The following is a 14,731-nucleotide window of genomic DNA, read 5'->3' on the forward strand; positions in this document are numbered from 1 at the left end:
TTGAACGTAAAACCTTACTGGTGAAAAAAGCCGAAGGAAAACAATATGAAACTCGTAACAGCAATTGTAAAACCATTCAAATTAGATGACGTGCGTGAAGCCCTCTCTGAGATTGGTGTTCAAGGTATTACCGTGACTGAAGTGAAAGGTTTTGGTCGTCAAAAAGGTCATACTGAACTTTATCGTGGTGCTGAATATGTGGTTGATTTTTTACCTAAAGTAAAAATTGAAATTGCAATTAGCGACGAGATGGTTGATTCAGTGATTGAATCGATTACTCGTGTAGCAAGCACTGGCAAAATTGGTGACGGAAAAATTTTCGTAACCAACTTAGAGCAAGTCATCCGTATCCGTACAGGTGAAACAGGTGCAGATGCTGTTTGATTTGGCACGAAGCTTGCTGAGTAGCGAATAACTCAGAAAAACTAGGTTGGGGGATACGAATGAAAAAGATGCTACTTGCGCTGAGTTTGTCTGGCGCCCTTTTAGGTGGTTCTGTTGCATGGGCTGAAAATGCTGTCTCAGAACCAACACCTACTCAGGAAGATGCTTCAGTTGTTGCAACTGAAACATCTTCTACAGATTCTATCGACGTTGTGGCAATGCCTGCTCCAACTGAAGCGACACCCGCTGCAGAAGAAGAACCAAAATTAGACACAGGTGATACCGCGTGGATTTTAGTGTCCACAGCCTTGGTTTTGCTCATGACCATTCCAGGTTTAGCTTTATTCTATGGCGGTATGGTTCGTAAAAAAAACGTGTTAAGCACGATGGCACACAGCTTTGTGGCTGCTGCTGTCGTCAGTATTGTTTGGGTCGCTCTAGGCTATAGCCTCGCTTTTGGTGAGGGCAATGCCTTCATTGGTAACCTTGATAAGCTCATGCTCTCAGGTATTACTACTCAAGCGTTGACAGGCACGATTCCCGAAATTCTGTTTGTGATTTTCCAAATGACTTTTGCGATTATTACGGTAGCCATTATTAGTGGTTCTATCGCAGAACGTATGAAGTTCAGTGCTTTTGTTGCCTTTATTGCGATTTGGGTGGTGGTGGTGTATGCACCTATTACGCACTGGGTTTGGGGTGGCGGTTGGTTATTCAATGATGGTGCATTAGACTTCGCCGGTGGTACTGTGGTTCATATTAACTCAGGTGTAGCCGGTTTAGTGGCGGCTTATATGTTGGGTAAACGTATGGGCTTAGGTCGTGAGTCAATGGCACCGCATAACTTAACGCTCACTGTTATTGGTGCGAGTTTAATTTGGGTGGGTTGGTTTGGCTTTAACGGTGGTTCAGCACTCGGTGCCAATGGTTCAGCAGCGTATGCGCTTATTGTGACACAAGTGGCTGCTGCGGCTGCTGCAATCTCATGGCTTATTACTGAAAGAATCGTTCGTGGCAAAGCCTCTGTATTGGGCGCTGTCTCTGGTGCAGTTGCAGGCCTGGTGGTGATTACTCCGGCGGCGGGTTATGTGACTGTGGGCGGTGCGTTAGCCATGGGTCTGATTGGTGGTGTGGTCTGTTTCTGGGGCATTACCGCACTGAAACGTTTACTTAAAGCCGATGACTCTTTGGATGCTTTTGGTCTGCATGGTGTGGGGGGGATTGTCGGTGCGATTTTAACGGCATTCTTTGCAAGTGAATTTATCATGGGGGATAAAGCGCCTGCCAATGTCATGACTCAGTTGTGGGTTCAAGTTGAAGGTGTTCTTGCGACCATTGCTTACTCTGCAGTGTGTACTTTTATCATTCTTAAAGTGATTGATTTGTTTATTGGTATCCGTGTTGAGTCTGATGAGGAACGCATGGGGCTAGATTTAAGTCAGCATGGTGAACGTATCGATTAAAAACAAAAGAATCAACATATGGTATGAAGCAGCCCAATTGGGCTGCTTTTTTTCTATATATGGTTGAAAGCTCAACATTGCCTTGAATTTTTGCTACACTTGGTGAAATACAAATTGTTCAATTAAACCGCTATGCACTGTCCATTTTGCAACGCCGCAGATAGTAAAGTCATTGACTCTCGTTTAGCCGCGGAAGGCTGTCAAATTCGCCGTCGCCGTGAATGTATTGGTTGTAGTGAGCGTTTTACCACCTTTGAAAGTTTTGAAGTGGTGATGCCAAGGGTAACCAAGTCTAATGGTAAAAATGAACCGTATGATGAAGCGAAATTACGTCGCTCGCTTATGCACGCACTTCAAAAACGGCCCATTACTCAAGAACAAATTGAAACGGTGCTCAGTGATATTCAACTACAAATTCGCCGTTTAGGTGAGCGTGATGTGCGTTCAAGAACCATTGGTGAAATTGTCATGCAGTCTTTGTTTGCACTGGATCATGTGGCCTATGTCAGATTTGCATCGGTCTATCAAGATTTCCAAGATGTGGAAGCATTTCGTCGCCAAATTGAACAAATGCAGCATCGTGGACAAGAGCATTAAGAACATTTTATTTCTTTTAATAGAAGTTGAATGCAACATTGTCTAATTTTCTTGTCTTAGAACATTGTTTCGAAATTATTGTTTCAAAAGCAGTGTCTTAAAAGCACTGTTTAAAAGTTTTGGAAAATCATGTCTGAATTCGATCAAGCTTCAAGAGCACAAGATCAAGCGTGGATGAACCGCGCAATCACTTTAGCCAAGCAAGGGCAATACTCGACTAAGCCCAATCCGAATGTGGGCTGTGTCATTGTGCAACATGGACAGATTGTGGGTGAAGGTTTTCATCCGCAAGCGGGACAGCCGCATGCGGAAGTTTTTGCGCTGCGTGAAGCAGGCGCACGTGCTCAAGGAGCAACTGCCTATGTGACCTTAGAGCCTTGTGCGCACTATGGTCGCACGCCGCCTTGTGCCAAAGGTTTGGTTAAGGCAGGTATTGCCAAGGTGGTGGTGGCCTGTGCTGACCCTAATCCCTTGGTTGCAGGTAAAGGTATGGCCATCTTGCGTCAAGCCGGCATTGAGGTTGAACAGGGCGTGAGTGAAGAAGAGGCGAAACAGCTAAATTTAGGCTTTCTTAAAGCCATGGCAACCGGCATGCCCTATGTCCGCTTAAAGGTGGCATCGAGTTTAGATGGGCGTACCGCCATGGCATCGGGTGAATCGAAATGGATTACGGGAAGTGCTGCCCGTCAAGATGTGCAGCACTGGCGGGCACTATCGGGCGCTGTGATTACGGGTATTGATACTGTGCTTGCAGATGATTGTCGGCTGAATGTGCGTCATTTAGATGGCGTAGATTTGGCACATATTGTACAGCCTAAACGCGTGATTTTAGACCGTCACGGTCGTCTGCCTCTAAATGCTAAAATTTTACAACAGCCCGATACGGTCATGGTCATGGGACCATTTCGACGCGAACTTGCCAGCCTAGGCGTGATACAATTGGATGTTCAGTCTTTAAGCAGTTTATTGAAGACCTTAAATGATTTTCATATTTACGATGTTTTGGTTGAAGCGGGTGCGACACTTTCCAGTGCGTTTTTGCAGGAAAAATTAGTCGATGAAATGATCAGCTATGTTGCTCCGACCTTTCTAGGACAATCTGCACGTGCTATGTTCAATGCTGATTTTGTCACCATGGCAGAACAGCTTCGTTTTAAGCTCATCGAGGTTACTCAACTGGGTGACGACATTCGCTTAAAGCTCCTCCCTTCTCAAGAGTCAGTATGAATCCAGATTCTACGGTTTACCATAAACGTCGCCATGCAGCGCGTACTACAGATGAATACCTGTTCAACCAACTTGTACCGTATCTTGGAAATAAACGTCGCTTACTGCATTTGATTTTAGAAGCACTCGAGAGTACGGGCACCTTAAAGTTAAAAACCAAGGCAGGCCGTGCGCCAATTTTTGCCGATTTTTTTGCCGGCAGTGGTGTCGTTTCACGTTTAGCGCGTCAAAATGGTTATCGCGTGATTGCCAATGACTGGGAACCGTATAGCCATGCATTAAATAATGCGATTTTGTCGTGTACTGATGCACCGCCTTTTAAAGAATTAGGCGGCTATCAAAAAGCCATCGATTATTTAAACCGCTTGCCTGAAGTTAAAGGTTGGGTCACCCATAACCTTTGTCCGCGAAATGACGAAATTTATGATCCAGCAAAAGATCGTCTGTTCTTTAAACGCCGTAATGGAATGCGTATTGATGCCATGCGTCAGCAGATTGCAGCATGGCAAGCGCAGGGCGCAATTGATGATGTTGAAATGAGTGCTTTACTGGCGCCACTTTTATATTCAGCCAGTTTTGTCAGTAACACCAGTGGGGTGTTTAAAAGTTTCCATCATGGTTGGGGCGGTAGAACTCAAACAGCTTTAGAGCGAATTGAATCGCTGCTTTGGTTATCACCGAGCCGTTTCTGTGAGTTGGGTGAGCCTAAAGTGCCTATGGCGGAAATGTGGTGTGTCGATGCACAGCATCTTGCCAATCAAATGAGTGGTTTTGAAGTAGATGTGGCGTATTTAGATCCGCCGTATAACCAACATGCCTACAGCAGTAATTATCATGTCTTAAATGCATTAACACTTTGGGATCAGAACGATCTACCGACGCCTGATACCAAGGGCTATAAAAGTGGGATTGATCGCGCATGGCGCAAAGAGCGCCCAAGTCCATATAACTCTGCCAAATACGCCAAAGAAGCCTATGAGAAATTATTAGGCACCATCAATGCACGTTATATTTTGACCAGTTATTCAACCGATGGAAATATCGAAGCGGGTGATTTGCTCAAAGCCAATTTGGAGCGTGGTCGTGTGACGTTGTTAACCCAAGATGTGCCGCGTTACCGCGTAAGTAAACAGCGTCAATCTGAGCGTGCACGTGTGCTTGAGTTTATTGTGATTACCGATACTCATGCCAAATCAGGTCCACCCATTCGTCAGCTTTTAGGACAGTTGCATCATTATGCTGAGTTGGGTGGTGTAGATACGACAGGTGTCGCAACCCAATTAGATCTGTGGTGAGTTTTGAAAAAATGAACGGTTTTATATCTATCCTGAATATGTAGTACGTTTAAGAGTGATTTATGTCTCTGCATAGCCGAATGCGAAAGTGACCGGGTTTTGGATTGCTAAAAGCCAATGAGTTAAGCACTATGAGCAATGATATGTTTACAGTTTGAATGCTGTATATTGCGATCATTGATTCAGATTAAAAAGTAAAAAGGTTAGCCAAATGTTTACAGGCATTATTGAAAGTGTAGGGCAAGTATTGAGCCTTCAAAGCGTGGGCGGTGATATTCGTCTACGGATTCAAAGCAATTTGGATATGTCGGATGTGCACTTGGGTGACTCAATTGCGACCAATGGCATTTGTTTAACGGTGATTGAATGGGGTGACAACTGGTACGCAGCAGATGTATCGCGTGAAAGTTTAAATCGTTCGACTCTGGGGCAGTGGAAAGTCGGTCAGCCTGTCAATGTAGAAAAAGCCATGCTTCCCACCACACGCTTTGGTGGACACATTGTCAGTGGTCATGTCGATGCTGTCGGTGAAATTACCGTGGTGCGCGCAGATGCACGCTCACTGTATTTTGAAGTGACCGCACCGGCTGAGATTGCCAAATACTTAGCTGAAAAAGGTTCAATCACAGTCGATGGCATTAGTCTGACCATTAACCACCTCCGTGGCAATGTGCTGAGCTTAAATTTGATTCCGCATACTGCGGAAAGAACTAATATTGGCACATGGCAAACTGGCACAAAAGTAAATCTTGAAGTGGATATCTTAGCGCGTTATATCGAGCGTTTATTATTAGGTGATAAGGCCGCTGAACACAAACCTGAGTCAAAGCTCAGTATGGAATTTTTAGCCAAAAATGGCTTTTTAAGATAAAAACAGACTAAAATACCGAACAGCCTAATTTATTAGGCTGTTTTATTTTTGATACCTTGAAATATAGATCCATGGAGTCGAGGAACAACATGCTGCGGAAAATCTGCCAATGATTGATTTTTTACTCCATTTAGAACAGATGTTACCCAGTCTATTAGACAGCTATGGTCTATGGATTTACGCCATTTTATTTCTGATTATTCTGTTGGAAAATGGCTCGGTGTTCATGTTTTTTCTGCCGGGCGACAGTTTGTTGATCACCATTGGCGCGCTGTGCTCGACCACAGAATTGATTCATTTGCATTACATGGATATCTTACTTTTTATTGCTTCAATATTGGGTTATATCTTAAATTACTATACGGGCCGTGCATTAGGCTTAAAATTTTTTAGTCAGCATTCATGTTGGTTTAAAACCGAATACGTGCAAAAAACCACAGACTATTTTGAAAAGCATGGTGGTAAAACCATTTTGATGGCGCGCTTCATTCCTTTTGTTCGCTCATTTGCACCTTTTGCAGCAGGCTCAGGTTACATGCGCTATCCAAGTTTTATGTTGTATAACGTGATAGGCGCTTGGATTTGGATTAGCTTACTGTTAGGCATAGGCTATGGCATGGGCAATTTATTTTCAAGTGTCTTGAATTTTTTCAGTCGCTAAGCGTTCATCATGTAAAAAAGCCCGAGATGGGCTTTTTTACATGATGAATATGAATGTGACGATTATGATGTGATGTGATGATTGTGATGTAACGAGTATTAATATTTGGTAATGGTCAGTGAGGTCTGCTCAAAGCGAGAAGAAGAGGCCAAAGGCGCTGCTACTGAAAATAAGCCATTTTGTGATAGTTGATTTAAAAACACAGTGATCGCTTGAAAATCTGTGCGGCTGATCAGCAGATCTTGCACGCTAATCGTGACAATTTCGCCGGCTTTTAAAGCTGAAATCCGTTCAGAAACATGTTGAATAAGATCCATAATGATCATCCTAATAGATTGAATTGATGTTCACGTACAAGGAGTGATGCATAAATTTTAGACCTATCATGTGACAAATTTATTCCATTTTCGTGACAAATCGCAAATCAGCCAGCAGTGATCAAAAAAATATAAGGATGATAAAATGCGCTGATGGAAGCGATTATTTAAAATTGGAATTTTTTAAAATATAGCCAATTTCTTCAGTTGCAGCGGCTTGTAATCTGGCCCGAAATGCCGTAACAGATTCTTCAATCACCGTTTCTGCTTCAAGCTCTAATCTTAAACGTACACTTTCGAGTTCCGATTGAATCTGATCATCTGCGACAAGAAAATGCCCTTTAGCATAGTCCATTAAAGGCTGTACAGGGTTTTGCGTATAACGGGCAGTATAAGCAGAAATTTCTTGATCAATTACACCCCCTAATTGTCTCAAGTATTCTATTTGCTGCTGATTTTTCTGAACTTCATCTTGGAGTAATTGCTGATTATAAGCGTATTGTGCCGCGCGTTTATTGGCTAAAGATTTCTCTAAAGCCCGTTGCTTACGTATGCGTGCTTGTTCAATTAAACGTGCTTTTTCATCGGCATAGGCCTGTTCAACTTTAAGCTGAGCCACTTGTTGAGCGCGTTGATCATTGTCTAGCCACGCTTGAATGTGGCTTTCGGGTTTTAAAAGATCAGTCACGCGATGAAGGTCATTTAGAAATGTTTGGCGTACAGCATCAGGCGCACTGAGCCATCGCTTTTTAAAATCTTGACCGACATTTAAAGTCACCACGCATCTCCTTTTAACGCTTCAATTCAATATGAGGACTAAGTCATTATAACTTATGAGTTTGAGGGGCGATACCCAGCCGACGATAGGCTTTGAATTTCTCACGACCGACCTGTTTGGCTTGTTCGTCATTTTCAACAATTTCGATAATGTGACTAAAATCGTTCATTTGATCAAGAGCTTGATTGTTAAAATTAAACACAATCCATTCGGCTGAATCAGGGAGTGCTGATGAAATACAAATCGGTGCATGGAACTGATCAATGCCATGTGCCAAAAAGCTCTGCGGATCAAAACTCCACAAGCGCTCATCTAATTCCTGTTGGATCGCCACGTCAGGGCAATGAATCCAAATCTTTGCAGGCTGACGCAATATTTTACGACATAAACGACAAGTGCTTTCCACTTGTCGTTCAGGGCTTTTTTCAAATAAATAAAAGCTAACTTTAGCCATGACTACGGTTTGCTAAAAATTGAACCAAAAGAGGAACAGGACGACCCGTTGCGCCTTTACCAGCCCCAGAAGTCCATGCTGTGCCTGCTACATCTAGATGCGCCCAGCGGTATTCACGGGTGAATCGCTGAAGGAAACATGCCGCGGTCACTGCACCTGCTTTTGGACCACCAATATTGGCGATATCGGCAAAAGGGGAGTCGAGTTGTTCTTGATAATCTTCAATCACTGGCATACGCCATACACGATCAAAAGATTGCTCGCCTGCAACTGTAATTTCTTGTGCCAAGGCATCATCTGGACTAAACAGACCGGTTAAAACCGAGCCTAATGCCACTACACAAGCACCAGTTAAAGTCGCAATATCAATGACAAGTTCTGGTTTAAAACGTTTGATATACGTTAAAGTGTCACAAAGCACCAAACGGCCTTCAGCATCGGTATTTAAAATTTCTACCGTCTGTCCGCTCATGGTGGTGACAATATCACCTGGACGCGTTGCATGACCCGAAGGCATATTTTCAGCGGCAGCAATAGCGCCCACCACATGAATCGGAAGATTCGCTTCACACAGCGCACGCATGGTACCCAGTACAGAGGCAGCGCCGCCCATATCGTATTTCATCTCATCCATGCCTAGACCAGGTTTTAATGAAATACCACCGGTATCAAAAGTCACACCTTTACCCACCAACACTACAGGTGCTTGCTCGAGATGGGCTTGATATTCAATCGTGATAATACGACCCGGACGGTCAGAGCCTTTACTCACGGCAAGAAAAGCATTCATGCCCAAATCTGCAATTTCTTGCTCGTTCAGTACAGTAACTTTGAGCAGCTCTGGAAATTCAGCGGCGAGTTCTAGTGCTTGTTCTGCTAAGTATTCTGGGAAGCAAATATTGGGTGGACAGTTGGCCAAATCACGCGCAGTCGTTTGACCTTTTTCAACCGCAGCAATCAGACTGAGCTGCGCATCGTTTAAATTTGACTGTGCAGAAATCAAATCAATGTGAGCTAAAACAAATTCATTCTTTTTGGATTTGTATTCATCATACGCATAGGCTGCTTGAGTCAGGCTTAACGCAAACACATAATGTAGCTCTTGAGGCAGTGCAGAGATATCAATGCTGATCTGTTTGAATTTTTTTTGTGACGCTTTGATGATACTTTGTGCAATTTTTGCTAATTGCGTAGCTTTTAATTCTGCTGCTTTACCTAAACCAATCAAAACGCTGTTGGGTTGTACTGCAATTTTTCCAATCAAGGGCAAGTTTTCGTTTAAACTCGCTTTAAATTGAGTGGCATTAACGGCTTGTTGAAAATCATTGATTTGATAAGCGCTTTGGGCATTTTGAATCGAATTTGAATCGACTAAAATCAACAAATGTTGGCTAGAAGACTGTTCTGGAAATGATGTATTAAGAGTAAGTTTCATATGCTTTAGGTGTGCCTATGGAGACGTTTTCAATCATTAAACCATTGAACCACTACCAATGATAGAATTTCAATGAGGTTTTATATTTTTAACATTCGGGTAAACTAGCGCTAGCCGAATTAACCCAATTTTGGAAGAATACTTTGATTATAAGACGTTATCTCGTCAAACAAGTGTTGTCGACCTCGCTGGTTGTCATTTCTTTACTAACGCTCATCATGATGGGTGGACGTTTGATCAAATATTTTGGGGTTGCGGCTCAAGGTCGTTTAGATGCAGGTATTTTATTTAGCATTATTGGCTATCGTCTGCCTGAATTTTTGACCTTAATTTTACCTCTAGGCTTTTTTATCGGTTTGATGTTGGTCTTTGGCCGTTTGTATGTCGACCACGAGATGGCGGTACTCAACGGCAGTGGCGTCAGTCGAAATCAATTGGCGCGTTTACTGATGCCTTTGACTGTCGGATTCTTGGTGGTTCAAACCGCGTTAATGGTATGGATGTCACCATGGGGCATTCGTCAGTTTGAAGCCTTGACCACCAGTCAAGCGGTACGTTCTGGTTTTGACTTAGTTAGACCAAAAGAGTTTATTTCTTCTGGACCCTATACCATTTATGCCAGTGCCTTGTCTGAAGATCGTCAAAATTTAAAAGAAGTATTCTTTTATCAGCGGGCCGATAAAGACGGCAAGCCTGACGTGATGATTTTGGCCAAAGAAGCCACGCGTGTGGAAATGGAAAATGACACCGCCAGTGTGGTGGATTTGACCTTAGGTCGCCGTTATGAAATTTATCCCAACAGTCCAAAATATAGTCACACCGAATTTGAGTCTTATCGTTTACGCTTAGAAAGTGACAAAGAAGCCAAATTTGAAAGTGGCGAAGTTGAAGCCTTACCCATTTCAAAGTTGATTGAAACGCGTGAAGATCCAGTGGTGGCCAGTGAATTGGGCTGGCGACTATTTGTACCTTTTACCATGATTGTGGCACTAATGTTGGCAACCGCATTGTCTGAGGTGAGTCCGAGACAAGGGCGCTATTTAAAACTGTTTCCGGCACTGCTCATTTTTGCCAGCTTAATTGTAGCGCTGATGGCGATTAAAACCCGTATTTCTAAAGATGAAATTGGCATGTGGGCTTATCCTGCAGTGTTATTGGTCTATGCCATTGCTGCGGCTATTTTTTCCAGAAAACAAAAACTGGCCCCAAAACTGAAAAAACGAATTGAGCGAGCGAGATCATAATGTTAGCACGTAAAATTGTCGCCAAGCATGTGACCAAAACCACGGCGCTCGCGATGTTAGGGGCAACCGCGATATTGTCTGCGCTGCAAGTTTTATTTACTTATATGGGCGAACTGGGTAGCCTCAAAGATGGCTATGGTGCTTGGCAAGCTTTCTTGTTTGTGCTGTGGGGTGCGCCACAATATCTCTATGAAATCTTACCCATTTCAGCACTCATTGGGGCAGTGTTGGGCTTAGGTACATTGGCATCCAACAGTGAATTGATCGTGATGCGCGCCTCGGGTATTAGTCTTTGGCGTATTGTCGGCTGGGTCATGCGCTCTGCGATGTTGTTGGTTTTACTGTCTTTTTTACTCAGTGAATATGTGATTCCACATACCAATGAAAAAGCCAAAAGTATTAAAGACCACCGTAGTGCAGCTCAGTTGGGTGAAGTCAAAGGCTATTGGACACGTGAAGGTCAACGTTTTATTTATATTGATTATGCCAATGCGCAAGGTCAGCTGAAGCAAGTTCAAATGCTGGATTTTGACCATGACTACCGACTCAAATCTGTACTAAATGCAGATCAGGGACAGTTTGTAAAAAATGGTCAATGGACACTGTCCAATGCAGATCAGATGGATATTTTCCCAGATGGTCATGCCAAACTGATTCAAACCGAGAAACAAGATTTAGCTTTGGCACTCCAGCCTAAATACGTACATATGGTGACGATTGATCCTGAAGATTTAGCCCCAAGCCAATTGGTAAGTTTTATGGGATATATGCACGAATACAGCCAAGTGCCGAAAACCTATTTGTTGGCCTTTTGGCAAAAAGTCGCTTCACCTTTTGCGCTGCTGGCACTGGTACTCGTTGCGTGTTCATTTATTTTTGGACCGCTGCGCCAACAATCTATGGGCTTTCGTTTGGTCATCGCTTTATTTGTCGGCTTAGGGTTTTACTATTTGCAAGACTTTTTAGGTTATGCAAGTTTGGTGTATTCGCCATCACCAGCATGGTTCGTGTTTTTACCGATTGTGCTAATGTTTAGCGCGGGCAGCTATTTGCTTTATCGGGCACGATAAAGCCAAAAATGACGAGTGTTTAAATTCGAGCTTCGAGGGTGGAGATCAGTCAAAGCCATCGGGTTCAGATAGAGTCTTAACCAAAAATTCGGTAAGATATAATGATCAATCTATATACAGAAAAGAGTGTAAATCATGACGGATGCAACTGCTGGCAAAATCCCACACGTATTGGTAATTATGGATGGTGTGGGTCATCGTGAAGCGGTCGAAGACAATGCATTTCTTGCAGCGAAAACACCAAATTTAACTGCAATGAAGCAAAATCATCCCCATGGTTTAATTTCAGGTTCAGGTGAAGATGTGGGTTTGCCAGACGGTCAAATGGGCAACTCTGAAGTGGGACATATGAATTTGGGTGCAGGTCGTGTCCTGTATCAAGATTTTACCCGTATTACCAAAGACATCCGCACAGGTGCATTCTTTGAGCACGAGGTGTTGGTCGATGCGGTTGAAAAAGCCAACGCCAACAACAAACCCGTACATATTTTAGGTTTGCTCTCTACAGGCGGCGTTCACTCGCATGAAGATCATATCGTGGCGATGGCAGAACTGGCGCTTAAACGCGGTGCTCACGTGTATCTACATGCATTTTTAGATGGTCGTGATACCCCTCCCAAAAGCGCGCAACCGTCTTTAGAAAAACTGGATGCTCTTTTTGCCCAGTATCCAGGTCAAGGTCGTATTGCGACCCTCATTGGTCGTTACTTTGCGATGGATCGTGACAATCGTTGGGATCGCGTTGAACAAGCCTATCGTTTACTGACTGAAGGTGAAGCAGTGCGTACAGCAGCTTCAGCAGTGGAAGGTCTTGAACTTGCCTATGCCGCAGATGAGTCGGATGAATTTGTCAAAGCGACCCGCATAGGTGACTTTGCTAAAATTGAAGATGGCGACAGTGTGGTGTTTATGAATTTCCGTGCGGATCGTGCGCGTGAAATTACCAAAGCCTTTGTCGAAAAAGACTTTGCAGGTTTTGAGCGTAAAGTCGTGCCAAGTTTGGTTAAATTTGTCATGTTGACGCGTTATCAAGCCAGCATTGATGCACCTGTTGCATATATGCCACAAGCACTTGTGAACTCTATTGGTGAATACTTATCGAATTTAGGTAAAACGCAACTTCGGATTGCAGAAACTGAGAAATATGCGCATGTGACTTTTTTCTTTAGTGGTGGACGGGAAGATGAATATCCGGGTGAAAAGCGTATTTTGATTCCATCTCCAAATGTTGCAACCTATGACTTGAAGCCTGAAATGAGTGCATTCGAGGTCACCGATGAATTGGTTGCTGCGATCCACTCAGGTGAGTTTGATCTTTTGGTCGTGAACTATGCCAATGGTGATATGGTGGGTCATACGGGCGTATTCGATGCTGCGGTAAAAGCAGTTGAAGCAGTAGATACGAGTTTAGGACGTGTTTATGACGCGGTGATGGCGCAAAAAGGGCATATGCTGATTACAGCAGACCATGGTAATGTTGAGCAAATGCAAGATTACGTCAGTGGCCAAGTTCATACCCAACACACTACAGAACATGTGCCCTTTATCTATATTGGTCCGACTGCCGCTACAATTGCAGAAGGGGGTGTGCTTGCAGATGTTGCACCGACACTACTGAGCTTGATGCAACTTCCTGTACCGAGCGATATGAAAGGTCGTAACTTGGTTACCTTAACAGCAATAGCATAAAATAAATCAATAAGGATGCTTGAATGATTCAAACTTTAACATATCGCGTTTTACTCACAGCTTTGTTGTTGGGGATGAATCATTCGCTCTGGGCTGCGGATGCAAAGGCGTCTGTCGCTTCAAATTTTGACAATGAATGGGTTGAAAATACCTCAGAAGTGCCGATCGAATCTATTCAACAATTTGTGCAAATTTACGGTACGGTCAAAGACAACTATGTCAGTGAAAAAAGTGACGATGCTTTATTTCTACAGGCGATTCAAGGCTTAGTCTCAGGACTGGATCGTTATTCACGTTATTTGTCTGCAGAAGATTATCGCCAACTCTTACAATATACTGAAGGGGATCTGGCCAGTGTGGATTTCGACTTGACCTTTGATTCAACCAAGTCGCAGTGGCAGATTAAAAACCTCAGAGAAGATTCAGACTCGTACAAGTTGGGTCTAAAAAATGGTTTCACCGTATTTAAAATTGATAATCAAGAACTCAAGAATCGAAATGCCGGTCAAGTGGATGATTTACTCAATGGCTCAATCGGCAGCACCTTACAGTTACAATTAAATGCAGCCAGTCCCAGTTTAACCTTGGTCCGTAATCAAAAACTCGATGTGGCCGATATTCAACCGACACTTTTAAATAACCAAGTTTTGGTCCTTAAAGTGAAGGTGTTCCAGCAAGATACTGCCAGCGAAATCAAACGTTATATCGATGAGCATCAACCCCAGCGTCTCAAAGGCGTACTGATTGATCTGCGCAATAATCCGGGCGGCTTACTCTCTTCAGCAGTAGAAACAGCGGACTTATTTTTAAACCAAGGCATCATCGTTTCAACCGAAAGTCGCTCTGAGGGCAATCAACAGTTTCAAGCTTTACCAGGTAATGAGTTTACCAATTTGAAACTGGGCGTACTGATCAATAATCGCTCTGCTTCGGCAGCTGAGGTTTTTACTGCGGCTATGAAAGAGCATCAACGTGCGCTGATTATGGGTGAAAAAAGTTATGGTAAAGGTGTGGTGCAGAAGCTTTTCCCGCTTGAAAATGGTGCCGCACTACAAATGACGGTGTCCCACTACTTAACACCGAGTGGTAATGCTATAGACGGCAAAGGGATTCAGCCAAACTTTGAATATCCTTGGCCACTCGAAATGAAAGAAGACACTTATATTCAGCATGTTGCAGACCAACTGCTGAAATCACGCATTTAAGTCTCAAAATTTTAAGTCTTAAGTTTTTAAGTTTAAGATCG

At 43.4% G+C, this 14,731-nt stretch carries 15 protein-coding genes; 11 read left to right on the forward strand and 4 right to left on the reverse strand.

The genetic code is table 11. The annotated features are described in order from the left end of the window. Positions 1-45 precede the first annotated feature (45 nt). From glnK to AMD27_RS00940, 7 genes are all read left to right on the forward strand, one after another. Entirely contained in the window at positions 46-384 is a 339-nt protein-coding gene (gene glnK, locus AMD27_RS00910) for a P-II family nitrogen regulator (RefSeq protein ID WP_004650081.1), read from the forward strand. A gap of 59 nt (positions 385-443) precedes the next feature. Then, the gene (locus AMD27_RS00915; RefSeq protein ID WP_067655089.1) at positions 444-1,847 is read left to right on the forward strand and encodes an ammonium transporter; all 1,404 of its coding nucleotides are present in this window, start codon (positions 444-446) and stop codon (positions 1,845-1,847) included. 132 nt (positions 1,848-1,979) lie between these two features. Continuing rightward, a complete protein-coding gene (nrdR, locus tag AMD27_RS00920; RefSeq protein ID WP_067655091.1) occupies positions 1,980-2,444 on the forward strand; it encodes a transcriptional regulator NrdR in 465 nt (154 codons plus the stop codon). Positions 2,445-2,573: 129 nt separating this feature from the next. After that, on the forward strand, positions 2,574-3,671 hold the full coding sequence (gene ribD / locus AMD27_RS00925; protein WP_067655093.1) for a bifunctional diaminohydroxyphosphoribosylaminopyrimidine deaminase/5-amino-6-(5-phosphoribosylamino)uracil reductase RibD: 1,098 nt from the start codon (positions 2,574-2,576) through the stop codon (positions 3,669-3,671). Then, a complete protein-coding gene (locus tag AMD27_RS00930; protein WP_067655096.1) occupies positions 3,668-4,966 on the forward strand; it encodes a DNA adenine methylase in 1,299 nt (432 codons plus the stop codon). Before ribD ends, AMD27_RS00930 begins: the two co-directional genes overlap by 4 nt. Before the next feature lie 211 nt (positions 4,967-5,177). After that, complete coding sequence (locus AMD27_RS00935; RefSeq protein ID WP_067655099.1) at positions 5,178-5,837, forward strand: riboflavin synthase; 660 nt, start codon at positions 5,178-5,180, stop codon at positions 5,835-5,837. A 109-nt stretch (positions 5,838-5,946) separates the two neighbouring features. Beyond that, entirely contained in the window at positions 5,947-6,498 is a 552-nt protein-coding gene (locus AMD27_RS00940; protein WP_067655102.1) for a VTT domain-containing protein, read from the forward strand. Between the two features lie 98 nt (positions 6,499-6,596). Here the strand turns inward: AMD27_RS00940 and AMD27_RS00945 are convergent, their stop codons facing one another. The 4 genes from AMD27_RS00945 to AMD27_RS00960 form a co-directional block, all read right to left on the reverse strand. Then, positions 6,597-6,815, reverse strand: a complete 219-nt coding sequence (locus AMD27_RS00945) for a hypothetical protein (protein WP_067655105.1) — start codon at positions 6,813-6,815, stop codon at positions 6,597-6,599. A 163-nt stretch (positions 6,816-6,978) separates the two neighbouring features. Continuing rightward, positions 6,979-7,593, reverse strand: coding sequence for a hypothetical protein (locus AMD27_RS00950; RefSeq protein ID WP_067655107.1), 615 nt, complete (start codon positions 7,591-7,593; stop codon positions 6,979-6,981). 46 nt (positions 7,594-7,639) lie between these two features. After that, on the reverse strand, positions 7,640-8,047 hold the full coding sequence (locus tag AMD27_RS00955) for a DNA polymerase III subunit chi (protein WP_067655109.1): 408 nt from the start codon (positions 8,045-8,047) through the stop codon (positions 7,640-7,642). Beyond that, positions 8,040-9,482, reverse strand: coding sequence for a leucyl aminopeptidase (locus AMD27_RS00960; RefSeq protein WP_067655112.1), 1,443 nt, complete (start codon positions 9,480-9,482; stop codon positions 8,040-8,042). Before AMD27_RS00960 ends, AMD27_RS00955 begins: the two co-directional genes overlap by 8 nt. Before the next feature lie 143 nt (positions 9,483-9,625). Between AMD27_RS00960 and lptF the strand changes: the two genes are divergently transcribed. From lptF to AMD27_RS00980, 4 genes are all read left to right on the forward strand, one after another. Continuing rightward, positions 9,626-10,726 (forward strand): LPS export ABC transporter permease LptF, encoded by a 1,101-nt coding sequence (gene lptF / locus AMD27_RS00965; protein ID WP_067655115.1) that lies wholly within the window; start codon positions 9,626-9,628, stop codon positions 10,724-10,726. Beyond that, positions 10,726-11,796, forward strand: a complete 1,071-nt coding sequence (gene lptG, locus AMD27_RS00970; protein WP_067655118.1) for an LPS export ABC transporter permease LptG — start codon at positions 10,726-10,728, stop codon at positions 11,794-11,796. Before lptF ends, lptG begins: the two co-directional genes overlap by 1 nt. A gap of 135 nt (positions 11,797-11,931) precedes the next feature. Next, a complete protein-coding gene (gpmI, locus tag AMD27_RS00975) occupies positions 11,932-13,485 on the forward strand; it encodes a 2,3-bisphosphoglycerate-independent phosphoglycerate mutase (RefSeq protein ID WP_067655122.1) in 1,554 nt (517 codons plus the stop codon). Positions 13,486-13,508: 23 nt separating this feature from the next. Further along, a complete protein-coding gene (locus AMD27_RS00980) occupies positions 13,509-14,690 on the forward strand; it encodes a S41 family peptidase (protein WP_067655125.1) in 1,182 nt (393 codons plus the stop codon). Positions 14,691-14,731 lie beyond the last annotated feature (41 nt).

The sequence above is a fragment of the Acinetobacter sp. TGL-Y2 genome, assembly GCF_001612555.1.
Classification (GTDB): domain Bacteria; phylum Pseudomonadota; class Gammaproteobacteria; order Pseudomonadales; family Moraxellaceae; genus Acinetobacter.